At 70.4% G+C, this 18081-nt stretch carries 12 protein-coding genes; 9 read left to right on the top strand and 3 right to left on the bottom strand.

Annotated features, from left to right (window positions below; all coding sequences use genetic code 11):
• Positions 1-13: 13 nt before the first annotated feature.
• Positions 14-1210: a M20 aminoacylase family protein gene (locus GXW71_RS04050; RefSeq protein WP_211851123.1), complete on the top strand. Its 1197-nt coding sequence runs from the start codon at positions 14-16 to the stop codon at positions 1208-1210.
• A 175-nt stretch (positions 1211-1385) separates the two neighbouring features.
• On the opposite strand, the gene GXW71_RS04045 is transcribed toward GXW71_RS04050, so the two are convergent.
• The 3 genes from GXW71_RS04045 to GXW71_RS04035 form a co-directional block, all read right to left on the bottom strand.
• Positions 1386-2969: an ABC transporter substrate-binding protein gene (locus GXW71_RS04045; protein WP_211851122.1), complete on the bottom strand. Its 1584-nt coding sequence runs from the start codon at positions 2967-2969 to the stop codon at positions 1386-1388.
• Positions 2970-3062: 93 nt separating this feature from the next.
• Positions 3063-4478, bottom strand: a complete 1416-nt coding sequence (gene dapA, locus GXW71_RS04040) for a 4-hydroxy-tetrahydrodipicolinate synthase (RefSeq protein ID WP_211851121.1) — start codon at positions 4476-4478, stop codon at positions 3063-3065.
• Between the two features lie 204 nt (positions 4479-4682).
• Positions 4683-6212, bottom strand: a complete 1530-nt coding sequence (locus GXW71_RS04035) for a bifunctional metallophosphatase/5'-nucleotidase (RefSeq protein ID WP_211851120.1) — start codon at positions 6210-6212, stop codon at positions 4683-4685.
• A 100-nt stretch (positions 6213-6312) separates the two neighbouring features.
• Here GXW71_RS04035 and GXW71_RS04030 point away from each other — a divergent pair, with 100 nt between their 5' ends.
• From GXW71_RS04030 to tssK, 8 genes are all read left to right on the top strand, one after another.
• Positions 6313-7173 (top strand): isocitrate lyase/PEP mutase family protein, encoded by an 861-nt coding sequence (locus GXW71_RS04030; RefSeq protein ID WP_211851119.1) that lies wholly within the window; start codon positions 6313-6315, stop codon positions 7171-7173.
• Between the two features lie 62 nt (positions 7174-7235).
• The gene (locus GXW71_RS04025; protein ID WP_211851118.1) at positions 7236-8327 is read left to right on the top strand and encodes an alpha-hydroxy acid oxidase; all 1092 of its coding nucleotides are present in this window, start codon (positions 7236-7238) and stop codon (positions 8325-8327) included.
• 477 nt (positions 8328-8804) lie between these two features.
• Positions 8805-11360, top strand: coding sequence for an HWE histidine kinase domain-containing protein (locus tag GXW71_RS04020; RefSeq protein WP_211851117.1), 2556 nt, complete (start codon positions 8805-8807; stop codon positions 11358-11360).
• A complete protein-coding gene (locus GXW71_RS04015) occupies positions 11357-11734 on the top strand; it encodes a response regulator (protein ID WP_367615817.1) in 378 nt (125 codons plus the stop codon). The genes GXW71_RS04020 and GXW71_RS04015 overlap by 4 nt, the downstream gene beginning before the upstream one ends.
• Positions 11735-12024: 290 nt before the next feature.
• The gene (locus GXW71_RS04010) at positions 12025-14130 is read left to right on the top strand and encodes a type VI secretion system Vgr family protein (RefSeq protein ID WP_211851116.1); all 2106 of its coding nucleotides are present in this window, start codon (positions 12025-12027) and stop codon (positions 14128-14130) included.
• A gap of 1 nt (position 14131) precedes the next feature.
• Entirely contained in the window at positions 14132-14722 is a 591-nt protein-coding gene (locus GXW71_RS04005; RefSeq protein WP_211851115.1) for a DUF6931 family protein, read from the top strand.
• A gap of 45 nt (positions 14723-14767) precedes the next feature.
• Positions 14768-16537: a type VI secretion system-associated FHA domain protein TagH gene (tagH, locus tag GXW71_RS04000; protein ID WP_211851114.1), complete on the top strand. Its 1770-nt coding sequence runs from the start codon at positions 14768-14770 to the stop codon at positions 16535-16537.
• A gap of 46 nt (positions 16538-16583) precedes the next feature.
• Entirely contained in the window at positions 16584-17921 is a 1338-nt protein-coding gene (gene tssK, locus GXW71_RS03995) for a type VI secretion system baseplate subunit TssK (protein WP_211851113.1), read from the top strand.
• Positions 17922-18081 lie beyond the last annotated feature (160 nt).

Genomic DNA, 18081 nt, shown 5'->3' with positions numbered 1-18081 from the left:
GAACTCGCAGCTCATGAACGACGCCACCAAAGCCCGCCTCCAGGCATTGCAGCCGGAGCTGGTCGCGATCCGGCGCGACATCCACGCGCACCCTGAAATCGGAATGGAAGAAGTGCGGACCTCCGCGCTGGTGGCGGAGACGCTCAAGGGCTGGGGCTTGCAGGTGACGGAGGGCGTTGGGAAATACGGCGTCGTCGCCACGCTGAAAGGCAGGCGGCCGGGGCAGCGGGCGATCGGGCTGCGCGCGGACATGGATGCGCTGGCCATCACGGAAGCGACCGGCCTGCCGCATGCCTCCCGGAATCCCGGCCTGATGCATGCCTGCGGCCATGACGGGCATACGACCATGCTGCTCGGTGCCGCGAAGATGCTGGTGGACGATCCGGATTTTGGCGGGACCGTGCATTTCATTTTCCAGCCCGCCGAGGAAGGCCGCGGCGGGGCCAAGGCCATGATCGCGGACGGGTTGTTCGAGCGCTTCCCGGTGGATGCCGTCTACGGGCTGCACAACCAGCCGGGACGGCCGCTCGGCAGCTTCTCGATCCGGCCTGGCCCGGCCATGGCCGCCGGCGACCGCTGGGTGGTGACCTTCCGCGGCACCGGCGGACATGGCGGCGCCTCCCCGCATCTGGCGACGGATGTGACCGTGCTGCAGGCCCAGTTCATCCTGGCGCTGCAAACGGTGGTGGCGCGCAATGTCGCGGCGGTGGATGCCGCGGTGATCAGCGTCGGTGCGATCCATGGCGGCTCCCTGCTATCGACCAACGTCATGCCGTCCGAGATGGTGATCGGCGGTACCGCGCGCTCCTTCACGGAAGCGGTGCGCGACACGATGGAACGTCGGATGCGGGAGCTCGCTACCGGGCTGGCGGCGTCCTTCGGCTGCACGGCGGAGGTGGAGTATAATCGGCGCGGCACGGCGCTCGCCAATCACGCCGAACAGACCGAGGTCGCGGTCCAGGCCGCGACGGCGGTGGCAGGGCCGGAACGCGTCGACGGCCATGCCGGGCTGATCACCGGCGGGGAGGATTTCTCGCTGATGCTGCAGGCGCGGCCGGGGGCCTTCATGTTCATGGGCATCGGCGCCGGCGGGCCGAGCTCCGAAGCGCTGCACACGCCGACCTACGACTTCAACGACGACGCGATCCCTCTCGGCATCGCCTATTGGCTGAGCCTGGTCGAACAGGAACTCGCGCCAGCGGCCGGGTGACGCAGCCCCACGGCCGCAGGCCGCCACCCATTCCAACGGGCTGTTAGGCGAAGCCGATACGGACCGGGGCCGCACATGCGGCCTCGCGCGCGACCATCAGTCGCCGCCAATGCGCCCTGACAGCGCGCAAGCCAAGGCCGGCGGATGCCGGCCGCCCGGCGTTTGAGGGCTGATATCACGCCGGGCGCACGTCCTGCGCCAAGGTCATCTCGTCCGCGCGGGCGGCATGGGCGAGGCCCCTGCGCATGGCCCAGATGTTCTTCTGGACATGCAGGGGGATCCAGGCGACGTCGCGCGCGGCGATGCGCGTCGCCTCCTGGAACAGCTTCTCGCGATCCTCGTCATCGGCGGTCGCCAGCGCCCGGGTCAGCGTCGCGTCATAGGCCTGGCTGGAATAGCCGGAGCGGTTCACCGTGCCCCATCCCCGTGCCACGTCGCGGGTACCGAGCAGGCCGCGCAGCCCGGCGGAGGGCTCGCCGCTGGAATTCGCCCAGCCACCAAAGGGGATCGAGGTGTCGCTGCGGGCGTTGCGCTGGGCATAGGCCGCATAGGGCATCGTGTCGATGCGCGCCTTCACGCCGATGCGCGCCCACATCTGCCCGATGCTCTGGGCGATCTGCGCGTCATTCACGTAGCGGTCGTTCGGGCCGTGCAGCGTGATGGTGAAGCCTTGCGGATAACCCGCCTCGGCCAGCAGGCGGCGGGCGCCATCCGGATCGAAGGCGGGCGCGGACAGGTCCGGCACATGGCCATAGGTGCCGGGCGGCATGAACTGGCCGGTCGGAATGGCGGCACCGGCCATGATGCGCTCGGCGATGGCGGCGCGGTTGATGGCGGTCGACAGCGCCTGTCGCACGCGCAGGTCGCGCAGCGGATTGACGCTGAGCGGCTCGCCATTAGGCCCGGCGACATAGGCCGTCCGCTCGCGGAAATCGGGGCGGAGATAGACGGAACGCAGGCTGACGGTTTCGGAAATCACGAAGCGCGGCTCGCTGCGTACCCGGGCAAGATCCGCCGTCGGCACGGCATCGATGAAGGCAATGTCGCCGGCGCGGAGCGCCGCCACGCGGGCACCGTCGTTCGGGATGAAGCGGTAGCTCACGCGCGACCAGGCAGGCGCCTCGCCCCAGTAGCTGGGGTTGCGCTCCATCTCCGCGCGCTCCCCGTGGCGATAGGCGGTGAGCCGGAAGGGGCCGGTGCCGATGGCGGCGCGACCGGTGTTGAAGTCGCCGGTCTGGCTATAGTCCGCGACGCCGTGCCAGATGATGGACACCTGCGACAGATCGGCTGGCAGCAGCGGATAGATGCTGTCCGTGCGGAAGTGGAGCGTATGGCGATCGATCGCCTCGGCACTCTTGATGGCCCGGGTGAAGACCCCAAAGGAGCCGGGGCTGTTCACGACCTGTGGCACGCGGTCCAACGTGTAGAGCACGTCGCGCGCGGTGAAGGGCTCGCCATTGTGGAAGGTGACGCCCCGGCGGAGGCGGAACTCCCATGTCGTCTCGTCGATCAGCCGCCAGGATTCCGCGAGCGCCGGCACCAGGCGGGCCTGCGCGTCGCGATGCACCAGATTGTCGAAGAAGTGCTGCGCCAGCGCATTGTTGGGCGTGAGCGTGTGGTAGTGCGGATCGAGCGAGGTGGGCACCGCGCCCACGGCCATCTGCAGCGTGGCATCCGCCTCCGCCGCGCGCGCCGTCCGCGCGGCAATGGGCAGCATGGCGGCGGAGAGAAGCAGTGAGCGTCTGGAAGCCTGCAGCATCAAAGGATCCCCTTTTGTCGCTCGCTGGCGCAGCAAGAACTGCGCCAGCGAGCGAGGGGCGATGTCAAGCACGCGATTCCGTCTGCGGCGCCTTCACCCCAGCAACCGGGAAAAATACCGCACCGTCTTGTCCCCACCGTGGATCGCGGCGCGGCCCACCTCGACGAAGCCGAGTGCTGCATGGAATGCGTCGGAGGCCGGGTTGGGCGGCTCGGCATTCACTTCGCAGACGACGCGATCATGCCCCGCCGCCGCGGCGGTGGCGAACAGCGCTTCATAGAGCCGCCGCGCATGCCCGCGGCCGCGCGCGGCCGCGGCGGTGACGATGCGATCGATATAGACGAAGCGCCGGTAGCGGTCCCGGAACCACAGGAAATTCGGACTGTCGTAATCGGCGCCCTGGTCGAAGGCCAGCAGGAAGGCATCGGCTGCGCCGATCCGCCGCGCCAGGAAAGCCTGCTCCACCAGGTGCCGCAGCCGCGCCGGCTCCAGCCAGGACAGCTCCTTGGCATGCGCATTGTTGAGCGCGAGCAGCGCCGCGCCGGTCGCCGCGAGATCCGCCGGCGTGATCGGCACCGGCGTATCCGCATCCGGGGCAGGGGCCGCCTGTCCCTGCCGCGCTGCGATCGCGCGGTCGATGCGAGCGGCGAGGGCATCCGTCACCGGCGTCATCGGCAGGCGCACCTCAGGGCTGTCGATCAGGCCCAGGCGCCACAGCCAGTGCTTGATCGGCGCCGGGCTCGGCTCGATGAAGAGCAGCCGCGGCACCTCGCAAAGCCGGCGCCAATCCGCCAGCGCCCCGGCCTGGTCGCCGGCGAGCAGCCGCGTCCGGATCGCGGCGAAGGCCCGCGTCTCGACATGCGCGGACGCCAGGATGCCGCCATCCGCCCCCTGGGTCAGCGCACCATAGTAAAGCGCGTCCTCACCGGTCAGCACCGCGAAGCCCGGCGGCCGGCGGCGCAGCAGCTCGAAGGATTGCGCCGCATCGGCCGAACACTCCTTGACGCCGACGATGTTGGTGCGGCCCGCCAGTTCCAGCATCGCTTCGTTGCCGAGGTTCACGCCGGTCCGGTAGGGGATGTTGTAGATCAGGATCGGCCGCGCGGTGGCATCCGCCAGCGCTGCGAAATGCTGCAGCAGCCCCTGCTGCGACGGCCGCGTGTAGTAGGGGCAGGCGATCAGATAGCCATCGACGCCCCAGGACGCAGTGCGCGCCAGCGTCTTCATCAGCTTGCGCGTGTCGCTGCCCGAGAGCCCGAGCCAGAGCGGCAGCCGCCGGCCGGCTGCGGCCAGCGCCTCCCCGGTGATCGCGACCAGACGCTCCGCCTCGTCATCGTCCAGCGTCAGGCCTTCACCGGTCGTGGCAGCGAGGATCAGCCCCTCGACCGGTTCCGCGGCATAGTGCCGGACCAGCCGCCGCAGCGAGACCGCGTCCAGCGCGCCGTCGCGGAACGGCGTGACGAGCGGCAGCCAGAGCCCCTGTGGGGCTGGATGTTGATCGGGGGTCACGATGCTCCGTCTCCTTCATGATGCCGGAGGCGGGATGCAACGGACAGGACCCCGACCGAACCGGCGGGGTCCAAGGTGATCCTGCGGTGCCGCGCCTAGGGCGCGCGCAGAGCCTCGCTCCCCGAAGCGGGGAGTTTTTTCGACGCCTGGAGCTTGAGGCTGCCGCGGATCATGGCGCCATCATTCGGGTGGCCATCACCGCCGTCAAGGCCGCAGCCGTCCCTCCACCCGCGCAGTGACCGCGCCGGCGCGCTCGATCGCTTCGGCGACGACATTGACCAGCAGCGGCCCGGCCGCGGCATCGATCAGCACCCGGGCGCCGCGCAGCCCCGCATAGCCGTCGCCGCCACGCGCCAGGAAATCGACGGTCGCGAGGCGGTAGCGCCGCGCGGGGTCGAGCGACGCGCCACCCACCTGCACCTCCCGCAGGCGCGACCCGGCCGGCGCAGCCGGGTCATAGGTGAGGGCGATGCCGGAGACCTGCGGGAAGCGGCCGGCGCCGAGTTCGACCGCTGAGAGGCCATGTTCCAGCACGCCGAGCAGCTCGGCGCCGGTCAGCTCCAGCAGCATGCCGACATTGCCGAAGGGCATCTCGGTCAGCAGGTCGCGGCGGGTGAAGTCATGGCCCGTGCGGTACTCCCGGTTGCCGCGCAGCCCGCCGCCATTGATCAGCGCGGCGTCGGCATTGAAATGCGCACGCAGCGCATCGGCGACCAGGTTGCCGATCGCGGCCTCCCGAGCGCGCACCACAGCGGTACGGCTGTCGAGCGGCGCAGTGAGCTGCGCGATGCTGCGCGCCAGGCTGCGGTCGAGCTCGGCGTCGATCGCGCCGACGGCGGCGGCGAGGCGCGGCTCGGCCGGCGTGTTCACATTCGGGACGAAGCGCCAGCCGAGGCTCGCGACGGTGGCGCGTTCGCCGGGACGGCGCGCGAGCTCCATCTCGACGACGCCGAGCCAGAGCGCGTCCTGCCCGGCCTTCAGGACCAGCGGACCCTCGTCCAGCAGGCTCATGGGGTCATGGTCGTGCCCGCCGAGGATCAGGTCGATCCCGGGGACCTCGCGCGCGATGCGGCGGTCATCGGCGATGTCGAGATGGGTCAGCGCGACCACGAGCTCTGCACCCTGGGCGCGGAGCTGTGCCGCGCCCGTGCGCAGCGCCGCGTCGGGTGGCGTGAATGTAATGCCGGCGGCGTTCGACATCTGCGCCGTCGCGGGCGTCAGCACGCCCACGAAGCCGATCTTCGGCCCGCCTTCGACGTCATGCGTGGCCGTGGCGACTGCGCCGCCGAACGGCCGGCCATCGGCGCCCAGTACATTGGCGCCGAGCCAGGGGAAGCGGGAGGCGCGAATGTTCTTCTCTGCCTCTTCCGGCCCGAAATCGAACTCATGGTTGCCGAGCACCGCGGCAGCCGGTGCCAGCACGTTGAACAGCTCCACCATGTGCCGGCCATGCGTGATCGAGGAGGCGAGGGAGGGGGAGAACAGGTCGCCGCCGAAGGTGAAGATCACGGGTCCCGGTGCCGCGGCGCGCACGCGCGCGATCAGTGTCTGCAGCTCCGCGAGGCCGCCGCGGCCGTTGCGCGGCCCATGCAGGTAGATGTCGTTCACGTGCAGGAAGGTGATGCGCTGGCCGGCGGGCACCTGCGCTGCCGCAGGCAAGGCGGCGCCCGCCGCGACCGGCAAGGCGAGCAGGCCGCCGAAGACGGTACGGCGGGAAGCATGCGGGACGGGCATCGCGTCATATCCCTGGTGTCGGGGGTGGCGCGCATCCTACCCCCCCTCCACGGCGCCCCCAAGCTGGTCCAGACTGCACCGGAACGCGAGGGGGATGTCCATGACCGCGAGTGAACGACGGGCGCGACTGCGCGCCATCCTGGCGGGCGATGCCTGCTACCATCCCGCTTCGCTGCATGACCCGGTCTCGGCCCGCATCGCGAGCGACCTCGGCTTCGAGCTCGGGATGTTCGCGGGCTCGGTCGCCTCGCTCGCGGTGCTGGGCGCGCCCGATCTCATCGTGCTGACGCTGACCGAATTCGCGGACCAGGCGCGGCGCATCGTGCGCGCTGGCGCGCCGCCGCTGCTCTGCGATGCCGACCATGGCTATGGCAACGCGCTGAACGTGATGCGCACCGTCGAGGAGCTCGAGAATGCCGGCGTCGCCGGCTTCTCGCTGGAGGACACCGAGCTGCCGCGCCCCTTCGGCGATGGCAGCACGCGGCTGATCAGTCTGGCGGAAGGGCTTGGCAAGGTCCGCGCGGGCCTCGCGGCGCGGCAGGATCCAGGCCTTGTCATCATGGCGCGTACCGGCGCGCCCTCGGTGACCGGCATGGCGGACGCGATCGAGCGGGCCCGCGCCTATGACGCCTGCGGCGCCGATGCGCTGTTCTTCACCGGCATCACCGAGCGCGCGCAGCTCGAGGCGCTGTCGGCGGCGACGACGCTGCCGATCATGCTGGGCGGCCTGCCGGAGGCGATGCAGGACAAAGCGTGGCTCGCCAGCCAGCGGGTGAAGATCGCGCTGCAGGGCCATCAGCCCTTCGCGGCCGCCTCGGCGGCTGTGCATGCGACGCTGAAGCAGCTCCGCGACGGCGTGGCGCCGGGCAAGCTCACCGGCGTGCCGCCGGCCGCCTTCATGAAGGGCGCGACGCGGGAAGCCGAATACGCGCGCTGGACCAGGGATTTTTTGGAGGGCTGAGGGACAGCCCGGCGCGCTGCTGCGCGCCGCAAGAACGCAGCATGAGAAGAGAGGGTAGAGAGATGGTCAGCCAGACCGAAGGGCAGTTCCTGACGCTCCATGAATACGTCAAGTTCGCGCGCAACAAGGTCACTCCGGACATCTGGGACTACCTGATCGGCGGTACCGAGACGGAGACGTCGGTGCGCCGCAACCGCCTCGGCATCGAGACCCTGGCCTTCCGGCCGCGCGTGCTGCGCGACGTCTCCAAGATCGACGCCACCGGCCGCTTCCTCGGCCGTTCCATCCGGCTGCCGGTGGCCCTCGCCCCGGTCGGCTCGCTCGAATCCCTCTCCCCGGGCGGTGCGGCGACGGCGGCGAAGGCGGCCGAGGCCTTCAACGTGCCGACCATCGTCAGCAGCGTGACGCCGCAGCCGATCCTGGACGACGTGGCGAAGAGCAAGGGGCCACGCGTCTTCCAGCTCTATGTGCGCGGCGACCAGGCTTGGCAGGACGAGCAGGTGCGGAAGGCCGAGGATGCCGGCTACGACATGTTCTGCCTGACTGTCGACACCGCGATCTACAGCCGGCGCGAGCGCGACATTGCCAAGCGCTTCATCAAGCCCTGGCGGCAGCGCGCGATCGGCATGGATTTCCAGGCGGCGCTGAACTGGAGCCATGTCGCCCACTACAAAAAGCATCACCGCTTGCCGCTGATCCTGAAGGGCATCGCGACCGCGGAGGATGCGCTGATGGCGGTCGAGCATGGGGTCGACACTGTCTATGTCTCGAACCATGGCGGCCGGCAGCTCGACCATGGCCGCGGCTCGATCGAGGTGCTGCCGGAGGTGGTCTCGGCGGTCGCCGGCCGGGCCAAGGTCTGGGTCGATGGCGGCTTCTATCGCGGCAGCGATGTGGTGAAGGCGGTGGCATTGGGGGCGGAGCTGGTGGCGCTCGGCCGGCTCTATTGCTACGGGCTCGCCGCCGATGGCGAGGCAGGGGTCGAGGGCGTGCTGGCGCTGCTCGAGAACGAGATGATCTCGGCGATGGGGCTGCTCGGCGTGCCGAGCCTCGCGCAACTCGGGCCGCATTGCCTGCACACGGCGGCGCCGACCAACCTGCCCGGCGTGCACAGCGCCTTCCCGCTGCTGAACCTCGCCGATCCCGGATATTGAAGGCAGAAGGCGAGGGTGATCCAAGCAATCCCCCGCCTGCCGCCGCCACGTGCTGTTGACCTTCTCCCGCGGCAAGGTAGTCATGAGACTATTCACCCTCTCCTGCTTGGCTGCACTGCCGGAATCGGCCTTGGCGGGGCTGGACGGGGAAGGGTGATGGGATCGCGGGGGCGGTCGAGTTCATGACGATAGTCTGTCTGACGGAACGGGCATTGCCATCCGGTTGTCCCGGTAGGCTATCGGGTTCTCCCGCTGCCATCCGGCCTCATGAGACACGGAGGAATGCGGTCGCACGCGCAATCTTGAGCGGCGTCCCGGTAGGTGGAACGCTAGAGGGAGAGGGCACGGGCGTCCGTGCTTGATCCGCCCCCGGATTCCCCGATCCATCGACGCCTGACCGGTTTGGCGCCACCGCGCCGTGACGGCCAGGCCTCGCCGGCATCCGCGACCGGGGCGGATCGGTTTGCGGGGCATCGCTTGGACGGGTTTCGCGAGTTCCAGGCTGGCGGCGAGGTATCGGCTCCCGCCGTGCCCGGCCAGGCGGAGGCGGCCAGGCGCGGCATCCGCAGCCGCCTGGCGGTGCTGGTCCTTGTCCTGCTGCTCCCGGTCTGGAGCTTCGCCGGGCTCGTCGCTTGGCGCATGGCCGAGGCGGAGCGCGCCGCGATCAGCCGCGACGGCACAGAGGCGGCGCGAGCGGTCGCAGCGGCCGTCGAGCGTGACCTGACGGCGCTCAGCGCCGCTCTGACTGCGCTCGGCACCGCTGCCCCCGGCGCGGTCCGCGATCCGCAGGCATTGCGAGCCCAGGCGGAGGCGCTCGGCGCGCTCATGGGCGTGGGCTTCAGCATGGAGCCTGCGAACCCGCGTGCGGTGCCAGGCAGCGTCACGGTCGGCCGCTTCGAGATCGATTCCGGGACCGGCGCCGGGCGCGTGCCGCTGATCCTGGCGCTGCCTGGTTCCGGCGGCCAGCAACTCGTGCTGCATTCGGACGCCATCGGCGTCTGGTCGGCCGCCCTTGGCCGGGTGGCGCTGCCGCCCGGCTGGGTCGCCGACGTCGCCGATGGGGAAGGCCGTATCCTGGCGCGCGTCCCCAATCCCGAACGCTTCGTCGGCCAGTTCGTCCATCCGGAGACACGCTTCGTGCTCGGTGCCGCCACCTCCGGCTGGCGGCGCGGCCTCAGCCGGGAGGGAGCGCCCGTCGATGTCGCTTGGCGCCGGATCGCCGCGACCGGCTGGACGGTGATGGTCGGCGTGCCGGCCGAGGCTGTGGACGGCGCCTTCGCCCGGGCGCTGTGGCCGGTGCTGGCGGGCGGTGGCCTCTTTGCCCTGCTGGTGCCGTTGACGATCTCGATCTGGGGCGCCCGGCGCATCGTCCGTCCGCTCTCGGCGCTGGAGCGGAGCGCGACGGCGCTCGGCGTCCGCGGCGCGACGGTGCCGCTGCCGCGTTCGGACATCCGGGAGATCGACGCGGTGTGCCGCGCCATCGCAGCCGCCGCCGCCGAGCGCGACGAGCGCGAAGCGGCGCGGGAAGCGAGCGAGGCGCGGCTGCTCAGCGTGCTCGATCACCTGACCGTCGGCGTGGCGCTGACCGATGCCGGAAGCGGCCGGCTGCTGTTCATCAACCGCCGCATGGTCGAGATCCTGGGCCAGCCGATCCCGATTGGCTCGGTGCTCGCCGACCGGGCCGAGGAATGGCCCGCCTATACCGCGGAAGGCCGGCGGCTCGCGACCGAGGAACGGCCGCTCGCGCGCGCCATCCGCACGGAACGGCCGGCCAATGCCGACTATCGCCTGCGGCGGGCGGACGGGAAGATGGTCTGGCTCAGGGTCGCCGCGGTGCCGATGCGCGAGCGGCCGGAGGCACCGCCGAACGCCATCGCCTCCGTCCTCGTCGATGTCGGCGATGAATATGCCGCCGCCCAGGCGCTCGGCGAGCAGGTGGAGGCGGAGGCGGCCGCCCGGCGGGAGGCGATGGCCGCCGCCGCTGCTCTCGCCGCCTCGGAGGAGCGATTCCGCCGCTTCGCGGAGGCGAGCCCGGACGCGGTCTGGATCCAGTCGCCGGCCGCCCGCACCGCCATCTACGTGAGCCCGGCCGCGGCGCAGCTCTCCGGCCTGCCGCTGGCGCAGCTCGTCGCCGATCCCGGCGCCTGGATGGCGCAGGTGGCCCCCGAGGACCGGGAGAAGCTGCAGCAGGCGATGGTCGCCGCGGCCGCCGGCCGCTCCTCCGAGATCGAGTACCGGATGCGCCGCGCGGATGGGGTGACCATCTGGCTGCGCGATGCCGCCTTCCCGATTCGCGACACCACGCGCACCCCGTCCCCCCTACGCATCGGCAGGCTGGCGCGCGACGTGACCAGCCAGAAGGAAGCCGAGACCCGGCAGGCGCTGCTGATCGCCGAGCTGAACCACCGGGTGAAGAACACGCTGGCGACGGTGCTGTCGATCGCCCAGCAGACGGCGCGCGGCAATGCCGACCCGGATGGCGGGCTCGCCGCCTTCCTGCCGGTGTTCCGCGCCCGCATCCAGGCGCTGGCGCGGGGCCACGACCTGCTGACCGCCAGCACCTGGCAGGGGGCGCAGCTCGATGCCTTGGCCGAGGCGGTGCTCTCGCCCTGGCGGGCGGGGCAGGTGCCGCGTATCGCTCTCGATGGGCCGGCGCTCTGGCTCGGACCCAGGCAGGCCCTGGCGCTCGCGCTCGCGCTGCACGAGCTTGCGACCAATGCCGCGAAGCACGGGGCGCTGTCGCCCGAGAGCACCGGCCAGGCCGAGCTGACGTGGCGGATCGCCGCTGAAGGCCGGGCGGAGATGTGCTGGCGCGAGAGCGGCGGCCCTCCCGTGACACCGCCCCGGCATGAGGGCTTCGGGTCGCGGCTCCTGGGGAGGGGGCTGGCGGCCGAGCTTGGCCGGGGGGCGAGTGTCGTGCTTCGCTACCAAGTAGACGGGCTGGTGGCGGCCTTGGAATTCCCGATCGCTGCCGCGGCTGGCGAGGACGCGGCTGGCATGGACGCGGTTGGCAAGGAGAAGAGCGAATCGTGAGCCATCCCGACGAAGCCCTGCTGCGGGGGCGCCGGATCCTCATCGTCGAGGACGAGGCGCTGGTTGCCATGCTGGTCGAGGATGCGCTGCTCGATGCCGGCTGCCGGATCATCGGCCCGGCCGCGACGGTGGCCGAGGCCCTGGCGCTGCTGGAGGCCGAGCTGCCGGAGGCGGCGGTGCTCGACCTCAACCTCTCGGGCGAGGCATCGACGCCGGTTGCCGATGCGCTGGTCCAGCAGGGCGTGCCCTTCCTGGTCGCCAGCGGATATGGCGCCGCCGGGTTGCCGGAGGGGCACCGCGGGGTCCCGGTGCTCGCCAAGCCCTATGACCCCGGCGAGTTGACCGCCGCGCTGGCCCGGTTGTGTGGGGCCTAGAGAAGATCCCATTCAGGTGGAAGCGCCCGAATGGATGGAGACGCTCGCCAAAACAAGGGGCTAGAGCGGTTGCAACGAGCGCAGCGAAGTGGAAACCGCTCTAGCGCTGATCCTTCATGGATGAAATGATCCGGCGGCGGACAACCCTCCCGGCCTGCCGGTCCGCGCCAATTCCGTTGAAGACATCGCGAGCGCTCCGCCCCCCGGCAAGAGCGGGATTGAGAACTAGATCGTAATGTTCCACTTTGTGCCTGATGTCGCCTGGATGATGGCGACGAGGAGAGCGGGAAATGCCTATTGTTCAGGCCGGGCGGCTGCTGGTCGCGAAGACGCCGCTGGGCGCGGATGCCCTGGTGCTGCGCAGCCTTCGCGTGCAGGAGGCGATTTCCCGGCCCTACTTGATCCAGGCCGAGTTGATCGGCCCCTCTATGGGGCACAAGCCTGCTGACCTGATCGGCAAGCCTGTCGGCTTCACGGTGGGGGTCCCCGGGGGCAAGACCAGAACCTTCCACGGCATCTGCCGCGGTTTCGGCAAGGTCGGACAGCTCGATGCCGAGCTTGCGGTCTATCGGCTGGAGGCGGTGCCGAAATTCTGGCTGATGTCGCGCACCCTCGATTGCCGGGCCTGGCAGCAGAAATCGGTCAAGGACATCGCCCAGGAGCTGATCGGGGAGGGCGGCGCGACGCCGGTCCGCTTCGGCGGCAGCGTGCCGACGGTGCTCCGGCCCTACACCATCCAGTACAACGAGACCGACATGGATTTCGTCCAGCGCCTGCTGGACGAGGTGGGCGCAGGCTACTGGTTCGACCAGAAGGAGTCGGACCACGAGATGATGGTCTGCGGCAGCAATGCCGAATACCCGCTGCTGTCCGGAGAACTGGTGGTGCGCGGCGAGGGCGATTTCGAGGAGGGCCTGACCTCCTGGTCGCTCGAGAGCACGCATCCCCCGGCCAAGGTCACGACCGTCGACTACGACCTGATCAAGCCTTCCGGCCCCTTGCAGAAGCAGGCGGCGAGCGTGCTGCCGACGGCGGGCTCGGCCAGTTTCGAGATGTTCGCCTGGCCCGGTGGCATCCATGGCCATCCGGACGTCGACCCCGCCAAGCTCTTCATGGAGCAGCTCGAAGCGCGGGCGGAGGTGGCGCATGCGACCAGCACCGACCAGCGCATCCATGCCGGCATGCGCGTCAAGGTGTCGGACCGGCTCGGCGGCACGTCCGCGACCTGGCTGGTCACCGAGGTGGTCCACAGTGCCTATGACGAGACCCAGATCAGTGAGGGCGGCGGCCACCATTATTCCGCGGCGTTGACCCTGATCCCGGCCGACCGGACCTTCCGGGTCTCCAACCCCCGCCCGCGCCCGGTGGTGCCCGGGCTGCAATCGGCGATCGTGGTCGGGCAGGGCGAGATCGACACCGACGACAAGGGCCGTGTGCTGGTGCGCTTCCTCTGGGACCGCAAGAAGCAGTACCAGGGCGGCACCTCGATCCGGGTGCGCATGGTGCACCCCTATGCGGGCGCCTGGGGCGGCGGCTTCTTCCTGCCGCGTGTCGGCGACGAGGTGCTGATGGGCTTCGTCGACGGCGATCCGGACAAGCCGGTGATCGTCGGCACCCTCTACAATTCCGACGGTCCGCCTCCCTGGCCTTTACCAGCCAATAAGACCGTCGCCGGCATGCTCTCGCGCTCGTCGGAAGGCGGCATGGCCGGGGATGGCTTCGTCAGCCCGACGGCGGCGGATGCCCTCACCTCGGACCACACCAAGCAGGCGAACATCATCCGCTTCAATGACAAGAAGGGCAGCGAGGAGCTGTACCTTCAGGCACAGAAGGATCAGCGGTCCAACGTTAAGAATGACCGCATGGAGTATGTCGGCCACGACCATAAGGAAGAGATCAAGAACGACCGCACCATCACCGTGCGGAAGGGCAATGACGTCTTCCTGGTCGATACCGGCACCCAGACCACGACGATCGAGGGCAACCACAGCACCACGATCCGCACCGGCAATCAGGAAAACACCGTCAACACCGGCAACCAGACCAACACGGTGAAGACCGGCAACCAGACCAACACCGTCGAGAAGGGCGATCAGACCAACACGGTCACGCTCGGCAAGCAGACGGTCGAGGTGATGGGCGACACCTCGCTCACGGTGAAGACCGGCGACCGTAAGGTAAAGGTTAACGCCGGCAGCTACACCCTGGAGGCTATGCAGAAGATCACGCTCAAGGTCGGGTCGAACAAGATCGAGATCAGCCAGATGGGGATCAAGATCGAAGGGCTGATGGTGACCGTGAAGGGCAGCATCATGACCAAGGTCTCGGCGCCCATGACGACGGTCGAGGGCAGCGGTATGCTGACCCTCAAGGGCGGCGTGGTGTCGATCAACTGATATGAGCCAGCAGATCAATCCCAAGCTCGCCGTCCCGTTGCCGCCGCTCCTGCCTCGGCTCGAGCTGGAGCCGGAAGGCGAGGAGGCCCTGAACGGCGCGGAAAACGCGCTCCAGGGTATCGAGCGCCTGGTCGATGCCGGCCTTCTGGTGGAGGCGGCGCGTCTCACGGCGCATGCGCTGCCGAAGCGTGAAGCGGTGTGGTGGGCCTGCATGTGCGCCCGCTCGGTGCCCGACCCGGCGCTGAAGCCCGAGGACATCGTGGCGCTGGAGGCGGCCGAGGCCTGGGTGCGCCGGCCCGAGGAAGCGATACGCCGCGCGGCGGCGGAGGCGGCGGAGCGGACGAGCTTCCAGTCAGCCGAAGCCTGGGCGGCGATGGGCGCCTTCTGGTCGGGCGGCAGCCTGGCCCCGGAGGGCATGGCCGAAGTGCCGCCGGGTGAACATTTGACGGGCGTCGCGATCGCTGGTGCGGTGGTGCTTGCGTCCGTGCGTGTGAAGCCCGAACGTCAGGCCGGGCGGATCGAGAAATTCCTCGACAGCGCGCGCGCCATCGCCGCCGGCGGTGCCGGTCGCGTCGAGGTGGAGGAGGGCTGACGACCATGCGGGCGACGATCAGAACGACCCAGCCGGGTTAAAGCCATGGAACTGACCCTTACTGTGCTGCGCTGCCCCGACAGCGTGGTGCCTGAGCAGCGCCGCGTGCCCGGTGGCGATTACCGCATCGGTCGCGGCGCCGATTGCGACTGGGTGCTGCCGGATCCGGATCGGTTGCTGTCCAAGCAGCATTGCGTGCTGGAGTTCCGGTCCGGCGGATGGGAGGTGCGCGACACCTCCACCAACGGCGTTTTCGTGAACCACGCCGCGGCGCCGGTCGGGCGCGAGCAATCGGCGGTGCTGCACGATGGCGACCGCATCCGCCTTGGCGCCTACGAGATCGAGATCCGGGTGGAACAGGCCGCCGCGGGCTCCTGGCAGGGCGGGAGCGCCATGCCGATGGCCCCGGCGGCACCGGGCTGGGAGGATCCGCCGCCACCGCGTCCCGAATGGAATGCCGAGCCGCCGCCCCGCCAGGCCGGTGAGGCCTGGCAGGTGAGCGGCTGGGAGCAATCCGCGCAGCCGACGCGCCAGCAGGATCCGATGGCGCCGCGCATCGCGGGCGACCCGTTCGCGATGCCGGGGCTGGAGTCACCGGGCGCGAACTACGGCGGCGGCGGCGCGGGCGGGATGCCGGGCGGCGGTGGCCTGCCGGGTGCCGACCCCTTCGCGAACCCGGCTGCCGACCCCTTCGCCAATGAGTCGATGCCGGATCATCGGCCATCGACCTCGGATGCTTTTCTGCCGCCGCGCCCGATGCAGCAGGTCTCCGGGATCCCGGACGACTGGGATCTCGATCTTTCGCCGAAGCCGGCACAGAACCAGGGACCGCCGCCGCCCGCCCCGCCGCCACCGCCGAGCGCGATCCCGGACGATTGGGATCTGGACCTGACGCCGCGGCCCGCTCCGCCGCCCGCGCCATCGCCCCGGCCGGTGGCGCCACCGCCGCCGCCGCGTCCGGTGCCCGAGGCTTATGCGCCGCCGGCCCAGGTTGCGCCGTCGCCGGGTGCATTGCCGGCTGAATTCAGCCTGGCGCCGGAACCGCCCTCGCCGCTTGCGGCACCGGTTCCGCCCGCGCTGCCCGTCGCGCCGCCGGCAACGTCACAGTTTGTGGCCGATGACACCGATCCCTTCCATGAGGATGTGCCGGCGGAGCAGCACGTTGCGCCGCCGCCGGCCCCGGTCGTGGTCGCGGCGGTGCCGCACACGCCGGCGCCGATGCCGGCCGTCGCCGTGGCCAATCTCGGTGGCGGTGATGCCGCCGCCGGCCTCGCGGCCTTCCTCGCCGGTGCGGGCCTGCCGCCGCAGCCGCTCCGTGCCGGCGCGGAGGAGACCTTGCAGGCGCTCGGCGCCGCTTTCGCCGCCGCCGTCTCCGGCATGCGCGCGTTGCTGATCGCGCGGGCGGACGTGAAGCGCGAATTCCGCATCGAGCAGACCATGCTGCGCGCCGGTGCCAACAACCCGGTGAAGTTCGCCGCGACCGATGAGGCGGCCATGGCCGGCCTGATCGCGGCCGGTGCGCGGCAGGGGCCGGCCGCGGTCGCCGAGACGGTCGCCGATCTCACCGCGCACCAGGTGGCGACACTCGCCGCCACCCAGGCGGCGGCGCGCGCGCTGCTCGAGAAGCTGGCGCCGGCGCTGCTCGAGAGTGGCGACCAGGGTGGCGGCGGGTTGTTCGGCGCCAGCCGCGAGAAGAAGCTCTGGGACGCCTACAAGAAGCTGCACCAGCAGGTCAGCGACCAGTTCGACGACGATTTCGACAGCGCCTTCGGGAAAGAGTTCGCGCGCGCATACGAACAGGCATCGAAACGATAGCCAAATCCCGGTAGGTTGCTCGGCAGCGTAAAGAGGACGGGCCCGTATGGCGTGGAACGACAAGGTCGTGTGGCAGGAGGGCATGTTCCTCCGGTCGCAGCATTTCCAGCAGGCGGACCGCTACGCAGAGCACCTGGTGCAGATGCGGGCTGCGCCGCTGCGCCCGCATCCCTGGGGTGTCACGGACCTGGCGCTCGACCGCGACCTACTGGCGGCGGGCAAGTTCGCCATCGCCTCCTGCGCCGGCATCATGGAGGACGGCACGCCTTTCGCGGTGCCGGGTGACGCCGATCAGCCGCCGCCGCTCGACCTGCCCGAGGGCCTCCGCAACTGCATCGTCTATTTGGCGCTGCCGGTGCGCCAGCCGGGTGCCGCCGAGGTGACCACCGGGGAAGGGCCGGACGCGCTGACGGCGCGCTATGGCCTGCGCAGCTTCGAAGCCTATGACACGCATTCCGGTTCCACCCTGCCGGCTGAGGTCCAGGTCGGCCGCCCGCGCCTGCGCTTCATGCTGGAGACGGAGGAGCGCCCGGGCTTCTCCTGCATCGGCCTCGCGCGCGTCGTCGAGGTGCAGGCCGACCGCCGGGTGGTGGTCGATGACCGCTTCATCCCGCCCTGCCTCCGCGCCTCCGCGGCGCCGCCGCTTGCCAACCTGATCGGGGAGCTGGTCGGCATGCTCGGGCAGCGCGCCGAGGCGCTGGCGGCGCGGCTGACCCAGCCGGGATCGCGCGGCGTCGCCGAGGTCGCCGACTTCATGCTGCTGCAGACGGTGAACCGCTGCCAGCCGCTGCTCGCACACTGGGCGGATGCGGCGAATGTGCATCCTGAGACGCTCTACGCGGCGCTGGTGCAGATCGCGGGCGAGCTCGCCACCTTCACGGCGCCGGACAAGCGCGCCAGCGCCTACCCCGCCTATCGTCACGACGACATCCAGCGCAGCTTCGCCCCGGTGGTCGCCGATATCCGCCGCAGCCTCTCTGCGGTGCTGGAGACCAATGCGGTCGCGATCCCGCTGCAGGATCGCAAGTTCGGCGTGCGCGTCGGCCCGATCGTCGACCGCAACCTGCTCCGCGCCTCCTCCTTCGTGCTCACGGTGCAGGCGGACATGCCGGGCGAGCAGCTCCGCCGCCTCTTCCCGAACCAGGTGAAGATCGGCGCCGTCGAGCATATCCGGGAGCTGGTGAACGTGGCGCTGCCCGGCATCGCCATTCGGCCCTTGCCGGTGGCGCCGCGCCAGATCCCCTTCACCGCCGGCGCGACCTATTTCGAGCTGGACCGTGGCTCGCCGCACTGGGCGCAGATGCAGAATTCCGGCGCCTTCGCGCTCCACGTCTCCGGTGACTTCCCGAACCTGCGCATGGAACTCTGGGCGATCCGCGGATGAGCGACAATCCTTTCGCTGAACCGGACGACAGCGACAAGACGCTCGTCCGAGGTCCTGGCGGGGCCGCGAGGCCGACACCAGCCCCGATGCCCGCCGCGCCGCGGCCGACAGCGGCCGGCGGTTATGCCGGCGGCGCGACGCCTGCAGGGCCGGCGCCGGG

Source organism: Plastoroseomonas hellenica (assembly GCF_018129085.1).
Taxonomy (GTDB): domain Bacteria; phylum Pseudomonadota; class Alphaproteobacteria; order Acetobacterales; family Acetobacteraceae; genus Plastoroseomonas; species Plastoroseomonas hellenica.
The sequence above is the reverse complement of the archived record's forward strand: the minus strand, read 5'-3'. Positions and strand labels throughout refer to the sequence as shown.

Coding starts and splice junctions, on each gene's coding strand:
- GXW71_RS04050 (WP_211851123.1), top strand. CDS start 14: ATGAACGACGCCACCAAAGCCCGCCTCCAGGCATTGCAGCCGGAGCTG.
- GXW71_RS04045 (WP_211851122.1), bottom strand. CDS start 2,969: ATGCTGCAGGCTTCCAGACGCTCACTGCTTCTCTCCGCCGCCATGCTG.
- GXW71_RS04035 (WP_211851120.1), bottom strand. CDS start 6,212: ATGCCCGTCCCGCATGCTTCCCGCCGTACCGTCTTCGGCGGCCTGCTC.
- GXW71_RS04030 (WP_211851119.1), top strand. CDS start 6,313: ATGACCGCGAGTGAACGACGGGCGCGACTGCGCGCCATCCTGGCGGGC.
- GXW71_RS04025 (WP_211851118.1), top strand. CDS start 7,236: ATGGTCAGCCAGACCGAAGGGCAGTTCCTGACGCTCCATGAATACGTC.
- GXW71_RS04010 (WP_211851116.1), top strand. CDS start 12,025: ATGCCTATTGTTCAGGCCGGGCGGCTGCTGGTCGCGAAGACGCCGCTG.
- GXW71_RS04005 (WP_211851115.1), top strand. CDS start 14,132: ATGAGCCAGCAGATCAATCCCAAGCTCGCCGTCCCGTTGCCGCCGCTC.
- tagH (WP_211851114.1), top strand. CDS start 14,768: ATGGAACTGACCCTTACTGTGCTGCGCTGCCCCGACAGCGTGGTGCCT.
- tssK (WP_211851113.1), top strand. CDS start 16,584: ATGGCGTGGAACGACAAGGTCGTGTGGCAGGAGGGCATGTTCCTCCGG.